The following is a 24763-nucleotide window of genomic DNA, read 5'->3' as shown; positions in this document are numbered from 1 at the left end:
TGACAATGCATTATTTTTGGACATTTGGATCACGTGTATTTCAAGACTTCTTCAATGGTGGTCTCGCCATCATAGATGTTTCTGAGGCCGTCATCGCGCAGCGTCTGCATGCCGAGCTCGATGGCCTTTTGCTTGAGGACAAGGGTCGCGGCACGCTGGGTGATGAGCTCACGGATCGGGTCGGTGACGTCCAGCAGTTCGTAGAGGCCTTTGCGTCCTTTGTAGCCGCTGCCTCCGCATTTGGAACAGCCGTTGCCGGTATAGAACATTTTATCACCAATGTCAGACTGGCTGAGGTTGAGCTGGTTCAGAATGGAGAGGCTGGGCTCGTAAGGAGTGCGGCAGCTTTTGCAGACGGTACGCAGCAGACGCTGGGCGAGGACACCTTCCAGCGTGGCGGAGACCAGGAAGGGTTCCACCCCCATGTCCACAAGACGGGTGATGGCCCCGGCGGAGTCGTTGGTGTGCAGCGTGCTGAGCACCAAGTGTCCGGTCAGTGAGGCCTGGATGGCGATCTGTGCCGTCTCCTTGTCACGCATTTCTCCCACCATGATACGGTCGGGATCCTGACGGAGGAAGGCGCGCAGCGCTTTGGCAAAGGTCAGTCCCACCGCGTCATTGATCGGCACCTGCATGATGCCATCGAGCTCGTATTCGACCGGGTCTTCCGCGGTGATCAGTTTGGTGTCCACCGTATTGATGCGGCGCAGGCAGGCGTACAGAGTGGTAGTCTTGCCGGCACCTGTGGGGCCTGTGACGATAAAGATGCCGTTAGGCTTGTTGATTGTGTCCGTGATGTAATCAAACAGGTAAGGCGTCATGCCCAGGTGCTCGAGATCCAGGTTGACCGAGCTGCGGTCAAGAACACGAAGCACGACGGATTCACCATGCTGGGTGGGCAGGGAGCTGACACGCATGTCAATGGCCTGGCCGTTGACGGAGGTCATGATGCGTCCGTCCTGGGGAATTCTTCGCTCCGCAATGTTCATGCTGGACATGACCTTGATGCGGGAGATGACGCTCGCGGCCAGGTGCACTGGCGGCGGGGCCATTTCATACAGGGCGCCATCCACACGGTAGCGGATTTTGAATTCGTGCTCAAAGGGCTCGAAGTGAATGTCCGAAGCGCGTTCTTTGATGGCCTGGGTCATGACCAGGTCCACGAACTTCACGATGGGGGCCGAGTTGGCCTCCATCTCCGGGGTGTTCTTCCCGGCGTCCTTCATGCTGCCGAAGATTTCATCAATGCTCGGGGCGGCGGTGCCGTAATGTTTGTCTATGAGGTTCTGGACCTGGCTGCGACGGGCGACGACGGGGACAATGATCTTGTCAATGCCGAAGCGGAGGTCTTCGGCAAGCTGGGGGTTCAGCGGATCGGTAAAGGCCACATGAAGTCCGCGGCCGTCCAAAGTGACGGGAAAGGCACCATAAAGGCGGGCCATACCGGCGGGAATCAGTCCGATGACGGAAGGGGGCGGCTCAAATTCAGTCAGGTCAAAATGGTCAGCGCCAAGCTCTTCGGCCACCATGGCCCAAAATTCGTCTTCGCTGGCAAAGATGCCATAGTCGAGCACCACCTGGAGGATTTCCTTGCCGTTGTGAACGGCATCCTGGGTGATGTCATAAGCCTGGCCGTTGTCAATCACGCCACGGGCTTCGAGCATATCTACCACATTCTGGGCTGTCATAAAGGGGGGGGAGTAGTCGTTCTGGAGATTTAAATTCGTTGGCGCAGCAGCATCAGTCAGCGTCAGCCATGGTGGCCTCGATGACCTCTTCGGCAGTGGTCATGCCAGCCAGCACTTTGCGGACGCCGTCTTCACGCAGGGTGCGCATGCCGAGCTCTCTTGCGCGTTTGCGGATCTGCGGGGTGGAGAGCTGCTGGTTGATCATGTTGCGGACCTCATCATCAATTTTGAAGATTTCATCAATGACCATTCGTCCCTTGAAGCCGGACTGGCGGCACTTGTTGCAGCCTTTGTTGCCCATGATTTTGGCATTGAAGAGCTGGCTGGCCTCCAGCCCCAGGTTGCGCAGTTCGCGCTCGCTCAGCCCGGTGGGCTGCTTGCATTCGTTGCAAAGCTTGCGGACCAGACGCTGGGCCAGGATGCCGCGGACTGCGGAGGCGATGAGGAAGGGCTTCACGCCGATGTCTGCAAGACGGGCGACCGAGCTGGGGGCGTCGTTGGTGTGCAATGTACTGAAGACAAGGTGACCCGTGAGAGAGGCGTTGATGGCGATGGAGGCGGTCTCCAGGTCTCGGATTTCCCCGATCATGATGATGTTGGGCGCCTGACGAAGGATCGCTTTCAGGGCGGCGCCAAAACTCATGCCGACATCCTCGCGGACCCCCACCTGGTTGATACCTGCAAGCTCGTATTCCACCGGGTCTTCCACGGTAATGATCTTGCGGTCCGGCCGGTTGATGAAGTTCAGACAGGCATAGAGTGTGGTGGTCTTTCCTGACCCGGTCGGACCGGTGACCATGACAATGCCATCCGGCAGCGTAATAAGCTTTTCAAAGGTGTCCTGGTCATCCGAAAGGAAGCCCAGATCTGACAGGCCCAGACGGAGGCTGCCTTTGTCCAGAACACGCATGACGATGCTCTCCCCGTTGTTGGTGGGGATGATGGAAACACGCATGTCCAGTTCCTTGTCATTAAAGGCCATTTGAAGGCGTCCATCCTGCGGGATGCGTTTTTCATCAATGCTCATGGAGCCGCACAGGATCTTGATGCGGGCAATGATGGAAGAATGGAGCCTTTTTGGATGGTGCTCCACATCGTGCAGCACACCGTCAATGCGAAGGCGGACGCGGACATCTTTTTCAAGCGGCTCGATGTGGATGTCGGAAGCGCCGTTTTTGAAGGCCTCCATCAGGATGTTGGTCACCAGCTTGATGACGGGCGCATCGCCTTCTCCTGCGCCGGGAGGCAGAGGCTGCTCATTGAAGTCATTGCCGTAAATATTGGTCTGCAGGAGGGAGATCAGGGCCGGGGTGGAGCAGAAGTATTCAATGTCCGGCTGCAGGACGTGCGGCAGTGCGTCCAGGGTCTCAAAGTCATAAGGATCGGTGATGGCAACCTGCAGGGTGCTGCCATTCATGCCGATCGGGCAGACTTTGTATTTTTTGGCGATGTCCTTGCTGACCAGGGTTTTCAGAGCCGGGCTGGCTTCAAATCCATGCAGGTCCACATACTCCATACCGGAGTTGACAGCCACGGTCTGGGCGACCTGCTCGTCGCTGATGACGCCCGTTTTGATGAGACAGACTAAAAGAGTCTCGTTGGCCTTTTTGCTCGTTTTGGCCTTTTGGATGTCATGGTCGGTAAGGAGGCCTGACTCAGTCAGCAGTTCCAGGAGATACTCTTCGTTTGAATACATGCGGCGGGGGGTTCGCGGAAATTTTTATGAGAATAATCAAACTAGAGGATTTTAGCGTTGAGTGTCAATCACGCTGGTGAAAGGGATGGATTTCTTTTTGGAGGTGCGAGAACCGAAATGGCAAAGAGCGAAAGATCGGGACGACTGTTTTTTTAGGATTTGCGGGCATCGGTGCGGCTCAAAAAAGGAAAATAATGAGAATTTGTTGATTATTAGCTAAAATTTGATAATTTTATGGTAATTTTGGAAAATAATGTCCTTTCTGCCCTCCACTCTGAGCCGAGCAGGCCGGGCCGCTAAATCAGCGGCGTTGGTGCTCAGTGGCGTCGCTGGGCTGGGCAGATCACAACTGGCGGGAGAGGGGGCGGTGCTGGCCTTTCATGGGCTGCGGGCAGATGCTGTGGAAGCTGGGGTAGGGGATGAAGCGCTGCATTTGCCGGTGAGCACCTTCCGCAGCCTTTGTGAGCACCTGGCTGGGAAGTATGAGGTCATGAAACTGCAGGAAATGGCGGAATGGCTCGCCCGTGGAGAAAAGCTTCCGGCTGGGGCCGTGGCGATCACCTTTGATGACGGGTATGCTTCCAATCATGAACTTGGGCTGCCTGTATTGAAGGAATTCGGGCTTCCGGCGACGATTTTTCTGACCACGGGCTTTCTGGACAGAGATGTTCCGCTGTGGTTTCAGCAGGTGGATCTGGCCATGGGAAAAGGGGCCGCTCTGGACTCCGGGGCCTCGCTTTCCGAAACACTGGCCCACTTTAAAACACTGCCGGATGAGGAAATGCGGGCAGCTCTGCGGCGGCTGCTGGAAAAAGTGCCAGGAATGCCGCTGGCCGAAGAGCTGCCGCCGGTGATGCGGCCGATGAGCTGGGGGCAGGCGCGCGAAATGCAGGAAAGTGGCCTGGTGGACTTCGGCGGGCATACTCACACGCACCCCATCCTGGCCCGCTGCACGGTGGAAAAGCAGCGCCGGGAGATCATGACCTGCCGTGAGCGGATGAGGGTGGAGCTGGGCACAGAGCCTAAGCTCTTTGCCTTTCCCAACGGGGGGGCGGATGATTTTACGGAGGAAACCCTGCGCCTGCTGGCTGAGGCAGGGTTTGAATCTGCCTGGACGATGATGAGCGGACGGGCCTCTGCGGCTCAGCCGCCGCTGGCGATGCCGAGGTATGGATCCCCGTCATCTGTCTGGGAGGCGGAAGCCACGGTTTCCGGAGCTTTTGAACTGATCAAAAAATGGAGAGGAGCTGCTGCATGAATGCGATCCTGAAAAATAAATATGCCTGGCTGGCCAGACTGTCCACCTGGACGGAAGCCAGCCTGCATGGGGCCGGTCAAGGACTTCACACCGCCAGCCAGATGGCGACGGCACTGGGTAAAAAATTCTGGCCCGGACGTGCGGGGGAGTTTGACCTCAAGAAAAGAAAAACGGTGGTGCATTTCATCGCCACGCCCGGCGGCGGAGGTGCCGAGGCGATGCTGGGAAACCTGGTCAGCGCGATGGACGGCCGCCAGTGGAAGACGGTGGTGATCGTGCTGGACGGCAGGGCCTGGCCTGAGGCGGTGTCCAGGCTGGAGGCTGCCGGGGCGGTGGTGCATGACCTGGAGGCGACGGCTTTTCTGCGGCCGCGCACCGTGGTCCGGCTCATGAAACTGCTGCGGGAGATCAAGCCGGACGTGATGCAGACCTGGATGCACTATGCGGACTTTGTGGGCGGCTGGTGTGCACGGCTGGCGGGAGTGAAGAACGTGGTGTGGGGCATCCACTGCCGGGAGGTGCACCGGAGCCCTGGGGACAGCGATTTAAAAATGGCGCTGTTCCGCTGGATGGTCGGCGGCAGCTCGCGGGTGGTGCCTACCCGCATTGTCTCCTGCTCCGCCGCAGCGATGAAGGACCATCTGCCCATGGGCTATCCGCAGGATGCGATGACCTGGGTGCCCAACGGCATTGACACCTCCCGCTTTGTGCCGGATGCCGCCGCCCGCAAGGCGGTGAGGAAGGAGCTGCGGGTGCCGGAAGGAGCGAAGCTGGTGGGCTACATCGGGCGTTTTCATGAGATGAAAAACCTTTCCACCTGGCTGCGTGCGGCGGCGCTGTTGCAGGCCCGCAAGCCGGAAACGCACTTTTGGTTATGCGGGGTGGAGGAGTGGGATCTGGATGACTGCGCACGCGCCGCTCTTTCAGTGATGCCGCATCGCAGCCAGGTGCACTTCACGCCTTTCCGTGCGGACCCGGAGCGGGCCTATCCGGCCATGGATGTTTTTTCCCTGTCCTCACGGACGGAGGCCTGCCCGATGACCGTAATGGAGGCGCTTTCCTGCGGGGTGCCTTGCGTGACAACAGATGTGGGAGACTGCGCCCGCCTGCTGGAGGGCGTAGGCCAGGTGGTTCCGGTGCGGGATGCGGAGGCTTTGGAAAAAGCCTGGGAGGAGATGCTGGACCGGCCCGTAAATGCAAAGGCTCTGCGCGCCCAGGCGGTGCAGCGGTTTGACATCGGTGTGGCCGCACGGGCATATGAGCAGGTTTACAAGGAGGTGCTGGAGGCATGAGGAGAGGCCGCCTTATTCTGCTGCTGCTGATGGCTGCGGCCCCGGCGGTGCAGGCAGAACTGGAGGTCTCCCTGGCGGATGCCATGACGCGCGTGCCCAGGCTGGGGGCGCAGCCCATGACGCAGATGATGTCACTGCAAGCCGCGCGTGGGGAATGGGAGGCGATGCAAATCGTCGTGTCCGGCACGCCGGAGGAAGTGAAAGAGGCCACGGTGGAGGCGACCGGCCTGACAGGACCTGACAAGGGTCGCATCCCGGCACCCTCGGTACTGCGGGAGCATTATGTCAAAGTGACAAAATCCACCTTGAAGGCTCCTCTGCCTGCCGGGGAGTATGCAGATGCCCTGGTGCCGTCGGACTTTCCGTGGCCGGAGCTGCCCAAGGAAGAGTCCATCAACCAGCCCTACTGGGTGGATGTCTTTGTTCCTTATGGAACCAAGCCCGGTGTCTATAAAGGGGAGGTCCGTGTGCTGGGGCCCGGGCGTGTTTTCCTGGCGACCCGGCAGTTTATCGTGACGGTGCTGGACTTTGACATGCCGGTGGTGCCCAGGCTGAGGACGTCCATCATGACCGGCTGGCGGCGGATTGCGGAAGTGCACGGATTTGACCGTGACCAGGTGCCGCCGGAGCCGGAGCTGAGGCTGCTTCTGGATGAATATGCGGACCTGCTGGCCAGGCACCGGATGAGCATTGACCAGATGTATTCCACCTATCCGGAGCCGGATACTGGAAAGCTGGATGAAAGCAAGGTGGAGGCTGCCATGCGCAAGCACCTGCTGCACCGGCATGTGAGCACCCTGGCCCTGCCCATCTGGCCTCAGTGGCCTTTTCAGGATCCTTTGGGAAAGGACCGGCAGGCGGCGCTGCGCTATGTGGCGGACTGGATGAAGATCATGCAAAAGCTGCGCATGGAATCCCGCGGATATGTGATCATGGGCTCGCTGGATGAACCGAATGACAACGAGGCCTACGCCAGGGTGCGGCGATGGGGAGACTTTTTCAATGAAGCGGAGGCCGTGCACAAGGTGCGCATCCCCCTGCTGATCACGGAGCAGCCGACACCTGACGACTGGTGGTGGGGACGGCTGGATGGAAATGTGGACATTTGGGTGCCGCATTTTTCAGATGTTTGGAAAGACATGGAATCTCCTGATGGCAAGCGTGACATCGCGCGCCGGCTGGCGGTTGGGGATGAAGTCTGGTGCTATGCAGCGCTGGTGCAGATGCCGGATGAGTGGATGGCTGCGAAGGGAAGTCCGGAAACGCTGAAGGAGGGGAATCCGCCCGTGTGGTGCCTGGACTACCCGGCCATGAACCATCGCGTGCTGGCCTGGGTGATGCCCCGGCATGGGATCACCGGTCTGACCTATTGGGACACGCTGTTCGCCAGTCCCGGTGTGGATGTCTGGGAGGATGCAGGTTCGTTTCATCACCCCGGCGGCGGCATCTATAACGGGGATGGCAGCTACATCTATCCGGCCACGCAAGAACGCCACGGCGCGCACATGCCGGTGGCCAGCATCCGGCTGAAGTGGCTGCGGGAAATGGCCGAGGATTATGATTACCTGATGCTGGCCAAGGACATGGGCCTGGAAAAGGAGGCCATGGAACTGGCGGCGACGTTTGCGCGCGGTTTTGGCGACTGGGAAGATGACATGGCCAAGCTCTATGAGGCGAGGAGCAAGCTGGCGGCGCTGATCGTGGCCAAAGGAGGAGCCCAATGAGGCTGGACATCGTCAGAGATGAAGCGGGCTTCGCCGCACTGGAACCGGTGTGGGACGCCCTGCTGGATTGCAGCGCCACCTGTACGCCATTCATGCGCTGGGACTGGGTGCGGCTGTGGTGGGAGGAGTTTGGAGCGGACTTTGAACTGACGATTGCGGTCTTGCGGAATGACGCCGCGTTGCCGGTGGCAATCGCTCCGCTCATGATCGGCCGGGAAAAAACCGGCATGCGCAAACACCTGCGGCATCTGGGTTTCCTGGGTGGTCTGGGGGAGGCCCGAGGGGAGCGAATGGACTTTCTGGTGCCTGCCGGAAACGAGGATGAAATGACTCCTCAATTATGTGAAGCCTTTGCCTTGCTGCGTGAGGAGTGGGAGACGGTGTGGCTGAACAAGCTGCCGGAGGAATCGCCTAACCATGCGCATGTGTCAGCCGCACTGAAGGCCTGCGCGGTGGAATCGGGCGTCGTCATCCGTACGAGTTGCACCATCATCCAGCTGGCGGGCGGTTGGGCAGATTTTGAGCGGCGTCTGCCAGGCAGGCAGCGGCGGAAGCTCCAGCGTGCCGGGGAGATGCTGCGGGCCGATCACCAGGTGATTGAATCCCTGGTAACGGCAGAGGAGGCGGCCTCCCGCCTGGATGAATTTGCCGCTCTGCACCGACAGCATTTCCCAGAGGGGGTGAGCACATTCATCACGCCGCGAAGCTGGAGGTTCCACCGCCGGCTGGGGGTGAAATGGCTGGCCAGCGGCCGGGCGCTTTTGCCCTATATTTCGTTAGACCGGCAGATGGTGGGAGGCATTTACGGCTTCGTGGAAAGAGATGAATTTTTCTTTTACCAGATGGGCTGGGATGCCGGTTATTCGCGCTTTTCGATGGGTCATCTGAGCCTGCGCTGGGCACTTGAAGGCTGTCTGGCACGGGGCATGCGGATATTTGACATGCTGCCGGGCACCTACCGGTATAAATCCGACTGGGCACCCTCGGTCCGCTATGTGATGGACCTGGAAGGCTACCGGTCTGAGAGCATGCGGGCCTCGGCTTTCCGCTCGGTACGCCATCTGAAACGCCTGCTGCTGCGCAGCCCGAACCCATCTTCTATTGAATGAAAGTCGTCGTCCTCACTGCAGATGCCAATACGCTGGTCTATCATCGCGGAGATCTGATTCGCGACATGGCCGCGAGCGGGTGCGAGGTCGTCACCTCCGCAGCGGAGGATTATCCGCATGTGCGGGAATACCTGGCAGCGGCAGGCGTGCGGCACGAGGCCATCCGGATGGTGCGCAGCCAGGTGAACCTGGCCAAGGACTGGATCACCTGGCTGGACATGTTCCGTCTGTTCAAAAGAGAAAAGCCGGATGCGTTGTTTGCCTACACAATCAAGTCGGTGGTCTATGGCTGTGTGGTGGCCCGGCTGGCGGGTGTCCCCAAGGTGTATGCGCTGCTGCCGGGGCTGGGCTTTACCTTTGTGAAGCCGGAGACATTGAAGCAGTCACTTGTACAGTGGGCATCCAAGGCACTGCACCGCTTTGCCCTCCAAAGGGCGGATGTCATTTTCATGCAGAACCGGGATGATGTGCAGCTTTTTACGGAACTGCGAATGCTGCCCAAGGGGGTGCCGGTGCATGTGACGGCAGGCTCCGGGGTGAACCTGGAGGAATATCCGCATGTGCCGCTGGAAGGGGATGCTGACATCGCGGCGGGGCGCATCCGCTTCGTGCTGGTCAGCCGTCTGCTGATCAGCAAAGGCGTCTGTGTCTTTGCGGAGGCGGCGAGGAAAATCAAAGCACGGTATCCGCTGGCGGAATTTCATCTGGTGGGGCCGTTTGATCCGAATCCCAACCGGGTGCCTGAGGCGGAAGTGGAGGCCTGGGTGAAGGAAGGCATTTTGATTCATCACGGCATGGTGCGGGATGTTCCGGCGCTGCTGAAAGGGATGCATGTCTTCTGCCTGCCGACGTGGTACCGGGAAGGGGTGCCGCATGCCTCCCTGGAGGCGCTTTCGACCGGAAGGGCGATGATCACGACGGATTCGGTGGGGGCGCGGGAATGTGTGCCGGAGGGAAAAAACGGTTTCCTGGTGCCGACGCGCGATGCTGACGCCGTGGCACGGGCGATGGAGTTTTTCCTGGAGAATCCGGCGCAGATTGCCGTGATGGGCCTGGCTAGCCGGAGGCTGGCGGAAGAGGTCTTTGATGTGAAGATCGTCAATGGCATCATCCTGCGGGCGATGGGAATCGCGCAGAAAGGGGGTAAAACGGACCATTCTTTTGAGTCTGCTGCTTGCTCCCAGGGGGCAGGTGCATGATGGTACTTATAATTATTTGCCGATAATCATGTCCTACCAGCTCACCTTTGATCCTCACCGCGCCCAGCCAGGCGGGGGCGCGGGGCAGCATGGGCTGGTGCCGCTGGCGCCTTCGCAAGTGGGGGCTCCGCTCTCACTGCCGCAGGTGGATACCAATCCCTACCTCTCCACGCCGAGACCGCACTTTAGTGAGTCAGTGATCAGCGTGGCAGACCTGATCGGGTATTTGAAGAGGTTTGGTCTGCTGGGGTTCCTGCTGGCGCTGCCTGCCGCCGCCGCGGTTTTTTATCTGCTGGGCATGGGTGCCAATGTGTATGAATCGGAGGCCAAGCTGCGGCTGCGGCTCCAGGACACGAATGTCTTTAACTTCAATGAGATGGGCCGCCAGGGAGTGACGGAGCTGAGCGCTCCGCAGCTCATCAATAACCATCTCACGGAGCTGAAATCCCGCCGCTTTGTGGACTATTTTTATGACCACTTTGATCCGGTGCAGCGGGATGTCTTCATTGCGGATGAACTGAGTACCCTGGGACGGAAGGACCAGTTGCTGAAGATGGTGGGCATGTATGAGCCGTCCAAACCAGCTCCCCCGATGGATGTCTTCGCGGAGAGCATAGACGAATGGGTGCGGGTGGAGCCGCAGAAGGAATCCCACATTCTACGGATCCTGGTGCGCAACCGGGACCCGAAGATGGCGGCGGACATCGCCAACGGCTTCGCCCAGGAATACATCCGTTTCTTTGGCGAGCAGGAGAGCGGGCAGACGCAGAGCGAGCGCGACTATCTGCAAACCAAAGCGGATGAACTGAGAAAACGCCTGGAGGTCAGCGAGCGGGAACTGGCCGCCTACAGCAAGAGCGAAAACCTGATGCAGGCGGATGCCGCGCAGGATGTAGGCGGTGACAAGGTGCGCCAGCTCATGACCGCGATCACGAATGCCGAGATCGCCCTGGCCAAGGCCAAGAGTGATGTGCAGAGCATCCGTGCCACCCAGCAGGCGGGGCGTGACCTGCTGGAGGTACGGCTGGTGGCGGACAATCCGGATGTGGCCTTTAACCGCAAGGAAATGGATGCGGCCATGGCGGAGCGCAAAGCGCTGGAGCCGCTGTGCGGGCGCAGGCACCCGCAAATGATCGCGCTGGCCGGGCGCATCGAATCCTCGCGGAGAGCTTTGGACCAGGCGGCGATGGCGGTCGTGACGATGGCAGAGGCGGAAGTGGCCAACCAGGAAAGACAGATCGCCGATTTTCAAAAACAGCTCCAGGCTTCCCGGGGCGACGTGCTGGACCAGAGCGGTAAAAATGTGCAGCAAAAAATGTTGAGCGACCAGGTGGCGGCTGACCGGGAGATGTACCAGACCATCGTCAAGCGCCTGAACCAGGCGGAAGTGACCGGTAATTTCAAAGACAGCGGGGCCCTGAGCCTTTCAGATATTGCGAGCACTCCCGACAAGCCGGTGAAACCTAACAAGCCTGTTGCCGCCGTCGCCAGCCTGATCATTTTCGTGTGCTTTTTTCTGGGCCTGCCGGTGGGCTGGGGATTGTTTGACGATCATGTCCTGAAATTAATCCGGCAGAACGGTTCACCCTCAGCCAACATTCCGTCGGTCAAAGAGGTGCCGCACATTCCCACCGGGCACACACGACCGCTCGGCCCGGCTCCAGTCAACTTGCCCTCTATCCAGCCTTCCACCCTGCCCCAGGCACAGGCTCAGGTCAGGACATCTTTGTTTGGCGCCGCCGCAGCCGCTCCCGAGCCATCACCGCTGGTGATGCAGGCGCCCAACCAGGCACCCGTGGTGGCACGGCTGCCATTGATTGGCCATGGCAATCCGGAAACGATGCTGGGACAGCTTTTACAACCGGAGCCGCATGGCGCGGCGGGAGCGCTTTCCCAACTGACGACCACGCTTGAAATGCAGGCGCTGAAGCGCAGCGGCATGGGCGGCATCATTCTCCTGACGAGTGCCGAGGCTGGTGAGGGCAAGACGCTCTCCGCTGCGGCGCTGGCGGCGGCCTTTTGTCATCAGGGCCGCAGTGTTTTCATGATGGAGTGCAATGCGGTGTCTCCAACCCTGCACCAGTGGTTCCCGCATGCCTCGCATCACAGCTCCTGGGCGCATGATCTGGAATCATTGCGCTATGGAAAGACCAACCTGTTTTTGCTGCCGGCGCACGATCTGCCCGCCTATGCAACGAATGAACTCCTGGACGGCTACCGGTCCTGGATTGACCGGGCGCGGCAGCAGGTGGACTGGATCATCCTGGATGGCGGCCCGATTCTGAAAAACTTTGCCGATGTGGCTCCCCTGGCACCGCTGGCCACGGATGTTCTGATCGTGAACAATCCCAGTGTCTCCAATCCGGCCAAACTGCGGGCAGCCATGAATCTCCTGCAGCCGATGATGAGCAGCAGCGCCTTTCGGGGCATGATCGTACACGGTGCATCTTGAAGCCGGCGGCGGCTTATTTTTTCACCGGTCCAAGGGGATACTGGAAGTGAAGCCCGAAGTATTCACCGACGGCTGCGGTGAAAGCTTTGGCAAAGCTCCGCTGGTTGGCCTCCGTATCGCGCACTCCCTCCCACGGGCATTCGATCTGGATGGCGCTGATGCTGCCGCTGTCCCGTGAACCATGGGCGAGGATGGTGTAAGAGCCGCTGAAGTAAATGGCGGTGCCTGGAGAGGGTTTGGATGGGCTGGGAATGGAATGATAGTCGCGGGCTTCCAGCAGTGCGCCGAGACTTTGGGGACCGCGAAGCAGCTCGGCAAAGTTCAGGGGGGAACGCCGCGCCAGCTCATGGATGCTGGACATGGACTTGAATCTCCCATCGGTGTTCAGGGCTGCATCACTGTTATTGAGCTGGGTGCCGGGGATGAGGTAGCCGAGTTCCACACGGGGATCTACATGGCGGTGGCCGTGAAGATCGAGGGTCAGGCCGCTGCCAAATCTTTGGGTGATCTGCTTTCGGATCTCGGTGGCGGCTCCATGGAATCTCTGCCATGCCGCTGTGGCAATGGGGTCTCCCTGGGTGGCCTCGGCCAGCTCGCGGTTGCAATCCACCTTGGACCGGTGAAGGCGGCAGATGATGGCATGGGGAGCACCGCCAAACTGCTGCTGCATTTCCTCAATGATCATGAGGCTGAGTTCTGCCGTGTTGGCATCCTTGGTGGTCACTCCGTAGCGGCGGGCCAGGATGCTCTCCGGTTTCAGGTCTCCGCCATGCGGCACGGTCAGCAGGATGGGGAGGGTGCCGGGGCGGATGTCCACGTATTCAGTGATATCCTGGGCTGGCAGCGTCAGAACGGAGGCGGCGAGGGCGGCAAGAAGCGTACTTTTCCCAAACATAGGGCCAGCCTAGGGCAGGGGTGAAGATTCTGTCCAGTCTGGAAGACAGTTGCGCAGAAGAACGTGCGTTGTTAGGGGCTGATCATGATGCGACTTCCCCTCCTTCTCTTCTTCTTCACGGTTTCTTTTGCTGCTGCTGAAAACTGGCCCGAATGGCGCGGGGTGGGTGGGCAGGGGATCAGTGCGGCAAAATCCCTGCCGGAAACCTGGAGCGAAACGAGCGGGGTGGCCTGGAAAACGGAACTGCCCGGACGTGGCCATTCCACCCCGGTGATCTGGGGCGAGCAAATATGGCTGACCACGGCGATTGAAAAAGCAGCGAGTGCGGAGGAGGCTGAGAAGCGGCTGAAAAACAACACGGGTGACCAGCCGGTGACGGTGCTGGAATCCGTGAGCCTGCGGGCGGTGTGTGTGGACCGGGCCAGCGGCAAGATTTTGCAGGAAGTGGAGCTGCTGAATGTGAAGGAGCCGCAGTGGGTGCATCAGCTCAACAGTTATGCCTCGCCAAGCCCGATCATTGAAGAAGGCCGCCTCTATGCGCATTTCGGCAGCTTTGGCACGGCCTGTCTGGATACGGTGACCCATGAGGTGCTGTGGAAGAACCAGGAACTGCAGATCATGCATGAGAACGGTCCGGGCTCCACGCCGGTGGTTTGGGAAAAGCTGCTGGTCATTCATTTCGACGGCAGCGACCAGCAGTTCATCGCGGCCTTTGATAAAGAGAATGGCAAGCTCGTTTGGAAAACCGCGCGGACAGGAGAGATGCGGGAGAATCCGCAGCAGCGCAAAGCCTATGGAACACCGCTGGTGCTGGAAATGAACGGGAAGCCGGTGGTGGTGAGCCCGGCGGCGGACTGGATTTATGGTTATGAAGCGGCGACGGGCAAAGAGCTGTGGAAAGTGCCGTATGGCGAGCTGGGCTTTTCCATGTCAGTGAGGCCGGTGGCGGATGAAAGCCAGATTTATTTCAGCACCTGCTTCGGTAAGTCCCAGGTGATGGCGCTGAAGTATGCAGGTCTGGAAGTGCCGGAGGTGGCCTGGCGGAATAACAAAAACGCACCCAAGATGTGCTCGCCCGTATTGGCCAACGGGCTGCTGTTTTATGTGGATGATGGCGGTATCGTGAGCTGTGTGGACTGTCAGACCGGTGAGGCTTTGTATCGCGAGCGGTTAGGTGGAAAGTTCAGCGCGTCCCCCATCCTTGCGGACGGGAAACTGTATTTCTCCAGCCGTGAAGGCGTGGTGACCGTGGTCCCGGCGGCGAAGGAATTCAAAATTCTGGCGCAGAACAGTCTCGACGGCGGGCTGATGGCCAGCCCGGTGGCGGTGGATGGCGTGCTCTATCTGCGCACGGACAAGGCTCTTTACAAGATTGGCGGAAAGTAAGCGCTGACTAGGTTTTTTCACTCCGCCGGATTGATCACGCGCACACGAGCGAAGCGGCGGGGATGGAGGTGGATGGCAGGATGGATGCGCACCTTCACAAGCTCCGTCATGCCGTCTGCAGCGGGAGTGGCGGACAGGACTTCCGGCGGTGCATCCAAAGGCTGCCAGTCATCCATGTCGGGGCTCGTTTCGACAGAGTAGGTTAGGCCGGCGGGGTTGTGGATCAGGCGGTGGTAGCTGAGGATGAGGTGGGTGGCATCCGTGGTGGGATGTTTCTCTGCGCTGATGAAGGGCCACTTTTCACCCAGGGCACTGCCATTCGTGTGAAAGGCGTATTCCAGGAGGGAGGACATGCCGTTGTGGTCTCCGTCCGCTTCAGGCTGGGAGATGCGGGTGATGACCCAGGTGGCCTGGCTGACATTGGGCGGAATCGCTTTGTCGGTGGCCGTAACCGTGAAGGTGTTGATGCCTTCCATCAGCGGCAGGGCGGAAGTGCTCCAGGCGGCAAAGGAATCTTCGGCAATGCTGATGATGTCATTGACCCGGATGCTGCTGATGCCGCTGACCTGGTCTGTGCCCGTCCCCGCGAGATCCACTGAGGCGAGGGCGGTGAGGTTGCCCGTGGCCTGGGTAAAGGTGATGGCTGGCGGAGTGGCATCCTGCGTGGAGCGCTCCACGGCGGACCAGTTTCCCCGGGCACCTCCGGTGCGGGCGCGACCCCGGTAGTGATAAAGCTGGCCGTCCGTGAGGTTCGTGAAAAGGTGGGCCGGTGATGCGACGAAACCGCTGGAAGCCGCATCACTGAAGTCCCCCTGAGTGGCGCGCTGGATCTCATAGGTATAGCCGTCTCCAAGCGGCTGGCCGGTGATCTGGTTGGTGCTGCCGCCTGTGAAGGGAGGCTCCGGATCCAGGATGAAGTCTTCCACTTCCACGACCTTGAGCGGGGCGGAAAGGCCGTGGATGGAAGGTGTGACCGGATCATGAGCTTTCAGCCGGATGCCATCGCCCGTGCCATGAAGGGTGATCTGTCCTGTCCAGCTTGCATGGGCATAGGTGCCGCTGATTTCCGGAGTAAGAGGTACTGCGATGTCAGCACGTTGCAGGCGGAGGTTGGGCAGCCCGTTGTAGGCCAGGGCATCCGGGTAGCCGCCGGACCAGGTGAGCGGATCTCCATAGGTGCTGTCACTGCGGAAGGCGAGGGTGCGGTAGTTGCTGATGATGGTGGTGCGGGTGGCACCGTTGGTGCTGAAGCTGGAGTTGTTGTAACTGAAGTCCACCATGAGGTTGCTGCTGCCGTCGTAGTCAAACGGGGTGGTGAAAACAAACCATGTCCAGCCGTAGGCGGAGAGGGTCTGGTCAGCGGCATAAACCGTGGTCCAATCCTCCGATTCCCAGGTGAGACCGCCGCTGAGATAGTCGGTCTTGCTGGTGTGGCGGAGTCGCACGGTGAAGCCTGAGAGGGACTGTCCGGGGGGTTTGGACACTTCAATGGCCAGGGCCGTCAGCCGGCCTGCGGGGCCGATTTCTGCCGGGGTATAGATGCTCTGGCTGCGGGCGTCGTGGTAGTTGGTGGCCAGGGGATACTGCCAGGGATAGCTGCCTGTGCCGGTGACGGTTTCCGGCTGGGAAAGCTGGGCGCTCAGCGGGGTGCGCAAATCATAGCGCTCCAGGGCAAAGTCATGCTCGTCCACGGCGGTCACACGCACAGGGAAGGGGACGCCCAGGGCCACCGCAGGAGGGGTGGAATCCCACATGAAATGATGCAGCGCACCGACCTCTGGCGTGGTGAAGGACCAGACCGGGCCAGGCCGGCTGGCGCTGCCACGGCGGGCGACGACGCGCCAGTAATAGGTAGTGGCCGAAGAAAGACCTGGCAGGGGCAGGGCCCAGAGAGGCTCATCGGATACGCCGAGAAGTTCTTGGGGGCTTGGTGCAGTGCCGAAATAGATCTCGTAACTTTCCGGAATGCCGCCGCTGTGGGGATCATACTGCCAGGACAGACTGCTGCCTGGATGGACTGGATTTTGACCATTGGCCGGGACGGGCAGGACAGGCAGGGCGGGTGCTTCATCGTCTGCGACCACGATGAGGGCCGCACCTTCGGTGAAACCGGGGCTGCTGACCGTCACCTGGATGGTTTGGTCTCCATCACTGACATCATCATCCACCAACTGGAGATCAAAGCCGGCAGTGGAACTGCCAGCGGGAATCACGAGGCTGGCGGCTACGGTCAGCTCGGAAGAATCACTGCTCAGGAGACTGACCGTGAGCGGAGCCGCGAGGATGCCGGAGGTGCTGACGGTTCCTGCCTCAGGCAGCAAGCCCGCGCTCTCCAGGCGCTTGTCAGGGAGGGTGACCGTCAGGTGAAGAGGTTCATTATCTGCAATCGTGAGGCTGGCCTGTGCGACAGGCCAGTTGGTGACGGTGGCGGTGACAGTGACCGTTTGCTGACCGTCAATGATGACATCATCCGGGACAGTGAGCGGCAGGGACACACTTTGCTGCCCCTGAGGCAGGGTGATGCTGGCAGGGACGAGAAGCTCGGTGACATCGCTGGAAAGGAGGCTGATGAGGATGTCCGCAGCGGCCGGGGCAGGGAGGCTGATGGAGGCCTGGTTGAATATTTCACCGCTGCCTTCCTGGAGGCTGGCCGGCAGATGGAGGGTGAGCTGGGCCTGCTCATCATCATGCACTTGAATGTTTTTGGAAGCAGGTGGGTAGCCCGGTGCGGTGGCCGTGATGGTGACGGTCTGGCTGCCGTCCGCCAGGGCATCCTGGAGCGGGGTGAGGTCAAAGGTGGCCTCCTCCTGCCCGGTGGCGATGATCACGCTGGCAGGCAGGGTGAGCTCCTCGCCGGGCCGGTTGGAGCTCAGGGCGATGGTGAGGTTTTCCGTGGGTGCGGGGGAAATGGTGACACGTGCCTGGGCCGGACTGCCGCCTTCCGTCAGGGATTCCGGCAATTCCAGAGTCATCTGCTCCAGCGGGGAGCCGAGAAGCTGGATGTCATCAATGTTCCAGCCCGAATAAGGGTAGGCACCGGAACTGGCGACGTGATGCCCCCAGCGGATGTAAACCTCCGGCTGGCCGTCGGCATAGGCGGAGATGTCATATCCCACCTGGGTCCAAGCAGATTCGCCACTGGGTGCGCCGTGGTTGTTCCAGACCTGATGCCAGTCGTTTCCATTGTTGGATACTTCCACGGTTGCCCAGACCCAGCTTGGGTAGTCGGAGTTTAACCAGCGGTGGAAGCGCAACAGGACATTGCGATGCCCGGTGAAGTCAAAAGGACCGGCGGTGAGATGTTGGGGCTGGCCGACCTGCGTGGAATAATCCCCCGCCAGATTGATCCCGAAAACGTTGGAGCCGCTGGCCGCAGTTTTGGGATCTGCCCGGCCATAGGAGTTGCCGCCGCCACCCTGGGGAGTGCCATAGTCCCATTCGCCATCGCGCGGCCAGCCGGGGTCTGTTTCCAGATCAAAGACATAGATGGGCATGGAATTCACCTGCAGGGCGATGTTGCGGATCTGGGAACGTCCGGTTGCCGGATTGGTCACGGTCAGCTTGGCGATGTGAGTGCCTGCAGGGAGGATTTCCGCCTGCTCGTTGAGGGTGAGGGTCAGGTTCATGCTCTCCCCCGCAGACAGACTGCCTGATAAGGGGAATGCAGTGACCCAAGGACGGTCGGAAGAGGCGGTCCAGGTGGCGCTGGTCTGGGTGTCGTTGGAAACCAGATATGTCTTGCTGGCCGGGCTGAAGGGACCTACAAAGGGGCCTGTGGCAATGAAACCGGTGCCAGGGGTGACGAGGATGTCGTCGGCGGCCATGAGGGCATTGAACAGATTCAGCCGGCTGCCGGTCACGGTCTTGCCTGTGAGCGCAGGGAGTGAATCGGCGGATTTGAGGATAAGCTCACGAATGTTTTGATGCGTAAGCGCGGGCCGGTGTGCCATGAGCAGGGCGCAAGCTCCGGCAACATGGGGGCAGGCCATGGAGGTGCCGCTTTTATAGCCGTACCCGCCACCTGGGATGGTGCTGTAGATATCCTGGCCAGGTGCGGCAAGGTCTGTGGAGATATCCCCATAGTTGGAAAAATCCGCCAGCCCATCCTCACGGGTGGTGGCGGCGACGGAAATCAGATTCGTGTTTGCATAGTTGCCTGGATACTCCGGGTAAAATTCGACATACGATCCATTGTTACCGGCCACGGTGATGAACAGAATTCCGGCATCCCGGGCTTCATCAATGGCTTCCACCATGGCCTGGGAATAAGCGCTGCCGCTGTAGGAATTGGAGGTGAGGTTGACGCCGATGGAGGTCGCATAAGACACGGCCTCCACGGCATCCGAATTGGGCCCGTTGCCGGAAGCATCGAGAAACTTGACGGCAACCAGGGAAACCTGCCAGCATACTCCGGCGACTCCGCTGCCGTTGTTGCCTAATGCGCCAATGGTCCCGGCGCAGTGGGTGCCGTGGCTGTTGTCATCCTGCGGGCTGGCATTGTCGCTGACGAAGTTCCAGCCCCGGACATCATCAATGAAACCGTTGCCGTCATCATCGATGCCGTTGCCGGGAATCTCATGAGGGTTGGTCCACATGTTGGCCTGCAGATCGGGGTGGGTGTGGTCAATGCCGGAATCAATCACGGCCACTCTGACCGAGCGGCTGCCAGTGGTCAGGTCCCAGGCCTCGGGGGCGTCAATGTCGGCATCTTCCACGCCGTTGTTGGCCCCGGTATTGTGCATGCCCCACAGATTGCTGAAAGAAGCATCATTGGGCAGCACATTGGCGCTCATGATGAAGTCGGGTTCTGCGTATCGCAGGATCTTTTTTAACTCACTGAGCCGGGTCACCATTTCCGGGACAGTGTCCAGATCCGGCCGGGGAAAGGCGATCAGCCAGGTGCCGGAGGCGTGCATCTTTTTCCGGACCGTCGCCCCTGTGTCTTTGAGCAGGGAGAGCAGATCTTCTTCACGGATGGAGGCGTCGGCAGGCTTTACCAGGACATGGTCGCCCACCATGGCGATCTGGCGAATGAGGCGGTCGCCTTCGGGGCCCCGGACCAGTTCGTCCTCCACTCGGATGATCGGGTATTTGAAGGAGGGATCGCGCACCAGCCGCACCCGTTTGACCTGGCGGACGCCTTGGAGCACTTCTTCCGTTTCCTTTTGGGCGATGATGTCCCGGCCAGCGTATTTGTCTTGTTTCTGCGGTGGGGTTTCCAGGGTGACCAGGCCCTTCTCAGCCTTCATGAGAGGCGGTATGGCCAGCCTGGGCGGCGGGGAGAAGGTTTGCAGAGGCTGCTTTTGCTCCGGCTCAGATTCAGCCGCCAGGGGTCTCCACATCTGCCACGCGCCGATGCTCAATAGCACCAGAACCGTCGCCGCCAGGAGGCGCTGGGTGGAGTCTTTCATGCGGGGATTAATGAGACAGCCTTAGCGCAATGGAGGTTAGACCATAACGAGACTTAAGCGTTCGACATGCTAGCCTGAAGGTGGCCGGGATGTAAAGTGCCGATATGCAGCGGCATTTCCCGTTTCAAATCAAACTGCTGGCTGCAATCAGGGCCGCAGCCAGCCAGTCGCGGGTGCCGAGGCGGTCGGCATCGCCAGTGAAGCGGATGAGTTTAAACAGAGCACCGGTGGGGCAGCCGTATTTGCAGTAGGCCAGGGGGGTGAAGAGGGAGGCGATGACCCCGGTAACGGCGATGATGATGCTGGCCAGACCGGCGACGCGGAAGACGTAAGCATCAAAAGGCTCCAGGTCGTTCAGGTCCACCCGCAGACCCAGTATGACGGTGAGGAAAACGAAGGCGAGCAGCAGGAAGGGGAGCTGGGAAAGTGACTTGTCCAGCCAGGCCGGGACGCGCCACTGCCAGCGCAGGCGGCGGGCCAGGAGCTGCTGCAAGGCCCCATGCGGGCAGATGTGATGGCAATAGAGCTGTTTGCTGGTGAGTACGGGGCCTAACAATGCGACAGCGGCGAGCAGGAGCAAACCGGGGGCGCTGCGCCAGGGCGTGCCATGGGCGGCCCAGCCGGCCAGGAGGCCCTGGGACAGCAGCTCCCCGGCGATGAACCCGGCGTATAAAACGAGCAGGGCGTGGTGCGTATGGCGCAGCCAGGCGCGGCCACGCAGGCGGGTGAAAGCCATGATGAAGGCGGAGGCCAAGATGGCCAGGTGGCCCCAGTCCTGCCAGCGCCAGGTGACTTTGCGCAACCAGCCGGCGGGCTGCTGCTGCAGGAGGGTTTCGGCGCGGCGTTTCAGGCCTTCCGCCATGGACCAGCTCGTCTCGGTCGCACCGGAGACCCCTTCAATCCGGGCCTCTTCAAAATCCAGAGTGGCGAGGTCTTCCAGGGACCTGTCATTGAAGAGATTGAGGAAGTACTGATCGCCTGTGATGTAACCGACGTAGCGCTTGGTATCGTAACTGCGCCGCAGGGCGATCTTTTTTAAATTCTGACCGCTGGCATCCAGCAGCATGAGGGTATCCGTGGGGCCTTTGTAGCCGATGAGGGTATCCGTGACGGGGGACGTGCGGACGGCGATGGCGATGCGTTTTTGATCCGCGTCCAGCACTTCAAAACCGCCGGGATATTGGGGGGCAGTTTTTAAAGAAGCGGCTGCTGGGAGCAGCGTCTGCACTTCGGCCAGGGTGATTTCATCCGGGAACCGAAGGGAGGTGCCGGTGGACTGGCCCAGCTTTTGCAAGATACCCTGGGCGATGGCGGCGCTGGTGAGGGTGGCCCCTGAAACGGTGTGAAGGGGGGCTTTCAGCGGCTCGCCCGGCTTTTGGTCTTTAAACTGGTTAAAGAACTTCCGGTCGGCGATGACCTCCGCCAGGTGGTCGGAGGTATCATGGCTTTTCAACACTCGGATGCCGGTGAGGACGCCTTGAGGACTGAAGACAAGGAGGGAATTTGTGGGGCCGGAATAACCAATGATTTTGTCAGATTCGGGTGCGGTGGTGGTGATGTAACCGAGCAGCTTTTCATCGGTTCCCAAGACAGGCCGCCAGCCGCTGGTGGCCAGGGCGGGACCGAGAGACTGGATGTCCGGAAAAAAGTCCCGCAGACGCTCCGGCTGCAAAGCGGCGGCGGTTTCCTCAGCCGCCCGCTCCTGTACCGCCTCACGGATCACCAGGACCGCCGCCACCAGGAGCACCAGCCGGAACAGGCGGATGAGGAGGTGGCGGTGGAACGGTAAAGACATGAGGGGAGGGAGGTCGGGTTTGGGCAGCTATTGTTCATAAAACGCCGGGGGGACAACTCAAGCGCTCCTGGACGTGGGGAGTCGTGTTACTTCCAAAGTTTTTTGACCTCATCTGCCAGGATTTCCAGGCCTTCCTGGACGATGTGGGCTGGCTGGCTGTAGGTGAGGCGGAGGCACTCGTGGGGGTGCTTCCAGTCTTCCTTCAGGCCGAAGGCGAAGTAGTGACCAGGGATGACGAGGACCTTTCTTGCCTTGAGTCGGCGGTAGAGCTCTGCGGCGGGGATGGGCAGGTCTTTGAGCCAGAGCCAGAGGAAAAAAGCCCCCTCCTGGGCATGCAGCGCCCAGGGGACGTGAGTGCCCAGGTGGTTGCCGAGGAGGGCTTTGGCGACATCGGACCGCTCTTGGTAAAAGGGGCGGATGACCTCGCTGCCCAGGCGCAACAGGGTGTCATCCTGAAGCAGCGGAGCCAGCAGGGCCTGGCCGAGATTGCCATTGGCCAGGGAGACAATGGCGTTCATGTTGGACAGAGCTTTCACGATGGGCGCATCGGCGACGACGATGGAGGTGCGCACGCCGGGCAGGCCGACTTTGGACAGGCTGATGCTGAAGATCATGCCAGGCTCCCAGCGCGGGCGGAAGCTGCCGTGGATGACATCCGGGAAGGGATGGCCGTAGGCATTGTCTATCATCAGCGGGATGCCATGATGGCGGGCCAGGTCACGCAATTGGTTAAACTCCGCCTCGGTGAGCACATTACCGGTAGGATTGGTGGGGCAGGACACGCACATGGCGGCGATGTCCGGCGTGATTTTCACTCGGTCGAAATCCACATGATACTTGAACTCATGAAGTCCCTGGTCGGTGATGATGGGGCGGACAGCGGTGAACTGGCCTTCGGTGAGAGCCTGATTGGCATAACCGATGTAGTCTGGCAGCAGGGGAAAAAGGATGCGCTTTTTCCCTTCCGGTGTCTCGCCTGCCAGGAGGTTAAAGAGCAGGAAAAACGCGCTCTGGCTGCTGGGCATGACGGCGATGTTTTCGCGGGTGACGTCCCAGCCGCACTCGCGTTTCAGAAAAGTGGCGAAGATCTCCCTGAACTGCGGATTGCCACCAGGGGGATCGTAATTCAGCAGGGTTTTGTCCAGGCTGCCGTCATCCAGCATGGCCTGCATGCGCTGCCGCCACAGGACCTGCACCTCTGGGATGGCGGCGGGCTGACCGCCGCCGAGCATGCGCATGTCCGGGGTGACGGAGAGGGCTTCGCCCAGGTCATCCATCAGTTCCTGGATGCCGCAGGGACCGGAGAGACGCTGGCCGATGGTGGAGAAGGTGGACATGGGAATGACAAATGATTCCGCAGAGTGCCTCATTCGTCATTCTTTTCATTCCACATTCGTGGTGATCCAGCCGCGCAGGTCAAAATCATCGGCGACTTTTTCGAGCTGCCAGCGGCCGTCGGCGTTCAGGCGGAAGGTGCCGATCCATTTTTGATGCCAGGATTCCGGCTCAATCATGCTGAGGTGGTGCTTTCCGCCGACCGCGTAAAGGTGATATTGTTCACCAATGACGGGCTCGAAACCGAAGTGGGCCTCGTAGATGAGCTTGTTCCAGTTGAAGGAATCAATGACCTGGAGGTATTTTTCCCGCAGCTCGATGAGTTCCTGCTGTAGCTCGCGCTCGACGCGGGAAACGCCCCGGCTTTTGAAGTTGGTGAGGTCCTGTGGGATGATTTTGGCACCCAGCCGGGAGGTGGGATAATGGAGGAAATTGCCACGCGGGGCAGTCTGGGCGAGGTCGGTTTCGATGGGGTCGTGCGCCATGGGGTTCGGGAGTGGAGACAGAGCGTTACGTCAGCCGGGGCGGCGCGGTTTGGATTGAAAAGGCGGCGCTTCTCCGTTATGGTCCGATTAATGAGTCCGCGTCTTGCCCTTTTCATTGCTATCCCGGTGCTGCTGAGCGCCTGTGTCTCCAGTACCCCGACGGCGGAAAAACTGGATGAACTTGAGCAGACCGTACGTGCGGAATACCGGCAGGAGTATGTGCAGCTGGAGGACCAGCGCCGCAGTGGAGAGCTGAGCGGGGAGGAATACACCCTGGCCAAATCTAAACTGGAACGCCGGGTGCAAAACCGGGTGGATACGATGGCCTGGAGCCGCCATGCCCTGGTGGAAAGCGACATGAAGGCCAATGCCATCCCCACGCCTGACCGTCCCCAGCAAAATATAGCCCCGGGTGTCGGAACCATCACCGGTTCGGTTTACAATTCCCAACGCCAGAACGGCATCGGCAACCAGGTGATGGGCAACATGATGCAGGAACTGGGCGGCACCAGTTTCAATGCCCGCCGCGCAGGCAGCATGTACGACCAGCCGTGATCCTCCCTGCCTGATGCGCGATGAACGTCTGGACACCCTGGCGGAGACGGTGATCCGGCAGACGCTGCAAAGCCTGCCTGCCAACGTGCGCCTGGCGGTAAAGTCCTGCGTGATCGAGGCTGTCTTCATGGCGGACTGCCGGGCCTGCGAGGAAGGGCTGGAAGATGACCTGCTGGGCCTTTTTGAAGGCTGCTCCCTGCTGGACGGGGAGCCTGCCTCGGCGGAGCAACTGCCGCGCATCCGATTGTTTTTGGACAACCTCTGGGACTACGCAGAGGGGAATCTGGCCGTCTTTAAGGACGAAGTGCGTGTGACCCTGCTGCATGAGCTTGGGCATTTCCTGGGCTACGATGAGGATGAGGTGGAGGTGCGCGGGCTGGGATGACCAGGCAGGCCGGACCCGAAAAACACCCGTAGAGGGGAAGAATGCAGGAAATTCGTGCTTCATCATTCCGGCATTCGTCATTTTCTTTTGACCGCCCG

16 protein-coding genes are annotated in these 24763 nt (G+C 60.2%); 9 read left to right on the top strand and 7 right to left on the bottom strand.

Features of this window, described 5'->3' with window-relative positions; genetic code table 11:
- Positions 1-29: 29 nt before the first annotated feature.
- Complete coding sequence (locus WJU23_RS00880; RefSeq protein ID WP_346330635.1) at positions 30-1688, bottom strand: GspE/PulE family protein; 1659 nt, start codon at positions 1686-1688, stop codon at positions 30-32.
- Positions 1689-1740: 52 nt separating this feature from the next.
- Positions 1741-3384 (bottom strand): ATPase, T2SS/T4P/T4SS family, encoded by a 1644-nt coding sequence (locus WJU23_RS00875; protein ID WP_346330634.1) that lies wholly within the window; start codon positions 3382-3384, stop codon positions 1741-1743.
- Between the two features lie 253 nt (positions 3385-3637).
- Here WJU23_RS00875 and WJU23_RS00870 point away from each other — a divergent pair, with 253 nt between their 5' ends.
- From WJU23_RS00870 to WJU23_RS00845, 6 genes are read left to right on the top strand one after another with little or no spacing between them, the layout of a single operon-like run.
- The gene (locus WJU23_RS00870) at positions 3638-4642 is read left to right on the top strand and encodes a polysaccharide deacetylase family protein (RefSeq protein WP_346330633.1); all 1005 of its coding nucleotides are present in this window, start codon (positions 3638-3640) and stop codon (positions 4640-4642) included.
- Positions 4639-5934, top strand: coding sequence for a glycosyltransferase (locus WJU23_RS00865; protein ID WP_346330632.1), 1296 nt, complete (start codon positions 4639-4641; stop codon positions 5932-5934). The genes WJU23_RS00870 and WJU23_RS00865 overlap by 4 nt, the downstream gene beginning before the upstream one ends.
- Positions 5931-7658 carry a hypothetical protein gene (locus WJU23_RS00860; protein WP_346330631.1) on the top strand — a complete coding sequence of 576 codons (1728 nt, stop codon included), beginning with the start codon at positions 5931-5933 and terminating at the stop codon, positions 7656-7658. The genes WJU23_RS00865 and WJU23_RS00860 overlap by 4 nt, the downstream gene beginning before the upstream one ends.
- Complete coding sequence (locus WJU23_RS00855; RefSeq protein WP_346330630.1) at positions 7655-8767, top strand: GNAT family N-acetyltransferase; 1113 nt, start codon at positions 7655-7657, stop codon at positions 8765-8767. The genes WJU23_RS00860 and WJU23_RS00855 overlap by 4 nt, the downstream gene beginning before the upstream one ends.
- Positions 8764-9966 (top strand): glycosyltransferase family 4 protein, encoded by a 1203-nt coding sequence (locus WJU23_RS00850; protein WP_346330629.1) that lies wholly within the window; start codon positions 8764-8766, stop codon positions 9964-9966. The genes WJU23_RS00855 and WJU23_RS00850 overlap by 4 nt, the downstream gene beginning before the upstream one ends.
- 28 nt (positions 9967-9994) lie before the next feature.
- Positions 9995-12418: a hypothetical protein gene (locus tag WJU23_RS00845; protein WP_346330628.1), complete on the top strand. Its 2424-nt coding sequence runs from the start codon at positions 9995-9997 to the stop codon at positions 12416-12418.
- A 13-nt stretch (positions 12419-12431) separates the two neighbouring features.
- Here the strand turns inward: WJU23_RS00845 and WJU23_RS00840 are convergent, their stop codons facing one another.
- The gene (locus tag WJU23_RS00840) at positions 12432-13313 is read right to left on the bottom strand and encodes a hypothetical protein (RefSeq protein ID WP_346330627.1); all 882 of its coding nucleotides are present in this window, start codon (positions 13311-13313) and stop codon (positions 12432-12434) included.
- Between the two features lie 84 nt (positions 13314-13397).
- Between WJU23_RS00840 and WJU23_RS00835 the strand changes: the two genes are divergently transcribed.
- On the top strand, positions 13398-14699 hold the full coding sequence (locus WJU23_RS00835; protein ID WP_346330626.1) for a PQQ-binding-like beta-propeller repeat protein: 1302 nt from the start codon (positions 13398-13400) through the stop codon (positions 14697-14699).
- 17 nt (positions 14700-14716) lie between these two features.
- On the opposite strand, the gene WJU23_RS00830 is transcribed toward WJU23_RS00835, so the two are convergent.
- From WJU23_RS00830 to WJU23_RS00815, 4 genes are all read right to left on the bottom strand, one after another.
- The gene (locus WJU23_RS00830) at positions 14717-20110 is read right to left on the bottom strand and encodes a S8 family serine peptidase (protein ID WP_346330625.1); all 5394 of its coding nucleotides are present in this window, start codon (positions 20108-20110) and stop codon (positions 14717-14719) included.
- Positions 20111-20234: 124 nt separating this feature from the next.
- Positions 20235-21905 carry a 4Fe-4S binding protein gene (locus WJU23_RS00825; protein WP_346330624.1) on the bottom strand — a complete coding sequence of 557 codons (1671 nt, stop codon included), beginning with the start codon at positions 21903-21905 and terminating at the stop codon, positions 20235-20237.
- An 86-nt stretch (positions 21906-21991) separates the two neighbouring features.
- A complete protein-coding gene (locus tag WJU23_RS00820; RefSeq protein WP_346330623.1) occupies positions 21992-23242 on the bottom strand; it encodes a valine--pyruvate transaminase in 1251 nt (416 codons plus the stop codon).
- Positions 23243-23287: 45 nt separating this feature from the next.
- Positions 23288-23725, bottom strand: a complete 438-nt coding sequence (locus tag WJU23_RS00815) for a DUF2452 domain-containing protein (RefSeq protein ID WP_346330622.1) — start codon at positions 23723-23725, stop codon at positions 23288-23290.
- A gap of 90 nt (positions 23726-23815) precedes the next feature.
- Between WJU23_RS00815 and WJU23_RS00810 the strand changes: the two genes are divergently transcribed.
- Together WJU23_RS00810 and WJU23_RS00805 are read left to right on the top strand one after the other, a co-directional pair.
- Positions 23816-24280, top strand: coding sequence for a hypothetical protein (locus WJU23_RS00810; protein ID WP_346330621.1), 465 nt, complete (start codon positions 23816-23818; stop codon positions 24278-24280).
- 13 nt (positions 24281-24293) lie between these two features.
- A complete protein-coding gene (locus WJU23_RS00805) occupies positions 24294-24665 on the top strand; it encodes a metallopeptidase family protein (RefSeq protein ID WP_346330620.1) in 372 nt (123 codons plus the stop codon).
- Positions 24666-24763: the final 98 nt, after the last annotated feature.

The sequence above is a fragment of the Prosthecobacter sp. SYSU 5D2 genome (genome assembly GCF_039655865.1).
In the GTDB taxonomy this organism is placed as follows: Bacteria; Verrucomicrobiota; Verrucomicrobiia; order Verrucomicrobiales; family Verrucomicrobiaceae; genus Prosthecobacter.
This window is presented reverse-complemented; position numbering and strand designations above follow the sequence as displayed.

Excerpts from the sequence above, each read along its gene's own strand:
- WJU23_RS00850 (WP_346330629.1), top strand. The coding sequence starts at position 8,764 with ATGAAAGTCGTCGTCCTCACTGCAGATGCCAATACGCTGGTCTATCAT.
- WJU23_RS00855 (WP_346330630.1), top strand. The coding sequence starts at position 7,655 with ATGAGGCTGGACATCGTCAGAGATGAAGCGGGCTTCGCCGCACTGGAA.
- WJU23_RS00835 (WP_346330626.1), top strand. The coding sequence starts at position 13,398 with ATGATGCGACTTCCCCTCCTTCTCTTCTTCTTCACGGTTTCTTTTGCT.
- WJU23_RS00860 (WP_346330631.1), top strand. The coding sequence starts at position 5,931 with ATGAGGAGAGGCCGCCTTATTCTGCTGCTGCTGATGGCTGCGGCCCCG.
- WJU23_RS00825 (WP_346330624.1), bottom strand. The coding sequence starts at position 21,905 with ATGTCTTTACCGTTCCACCGCCACCTCCTCATCCGCCTGTTCCGGCTG.
- WJU23_RS00805 (WP_346330620.1), top strand. The coding sequence starts at position 24,294 with ATGCGCGATGAACGTCTGGACACCCTGGCGGAGACGGTGATCCGGCAG.
- WJU23_RS00845 (WP_346330628.1), top strand. The coding sequence starts at position 9,995 with ATGTCCTACCAGCTCACCTTTGATCCTCACCGCGCCCAGCCAGGCGGG.
- WJU23_RS00810 (WP_346330621.1), top strand. The coding sequence starts at position 23,816 with ATGAGTCCGCGTCTTGCCCTTTTCATTGCTATCCCGGTGCTGCTGAGC.
- WJU23_RS00870 (WP_346330633.1), top strand. The coding sequence starts at position 3,638 with ATGTCCTTTCTGCCCTCCACTCTGAGCCGAGCAGGCCGGGCCGCTAAA.
- WJU23_RS00820 (WP_346330623.1), bottom strand. The coding sequence starts at position 23,242 with ATGTCCACCTTCTCCACCATCGGCCAGCGTCTCTCCGGTCCCTGCGGC.
- WJU23_RS00830 (WP_346330625.1), bottom strand. The coding sequence starts at position 20,110 with ATGAAAGACTCCACCCAGCGCCTCCTGGCGGCGACGGTTCTGGTGCTA.
- WJU23_RS00840 (WP_346330627.1), bottom strand. The coding sequence starts at position 13,313 with ATGTTTGGGAAAAGTACGCTTCTTGCCGCCCTCGCCGCCTCCGTTCTG.
- WJU23_RS00865 (WP_346330632.1), top strand. The coding sequence starts at position 4,639 with ATGAATGCGATCCTGAAAAATAAATATGCCTGGCTGGCCAGACTGTCC.
- WJU23_RS00875 (WP_346330634.1), bottom strand. The coding sequence starts at position 3,384 with ATGTATTCAAACGAAGAGTATCTCCTGGAACTGCTGACTGAGTCAGGC.
- WJU23_RS00815 (WP_346330622.1), bottom strand. The coding sequence starts at position 23,725 with ATGGCGCACGACCCCATCGAAACCGACCTCGCCCAGACTGCCCCGCGT.
- WJU23_RS00880 (WP_346330635.1), bottom strand. The coding sequence starts at position 1,688 with ATGACAGCCCAGAATGTGGTAGATATGCTCGAAGCCCGTGGCGTGATT.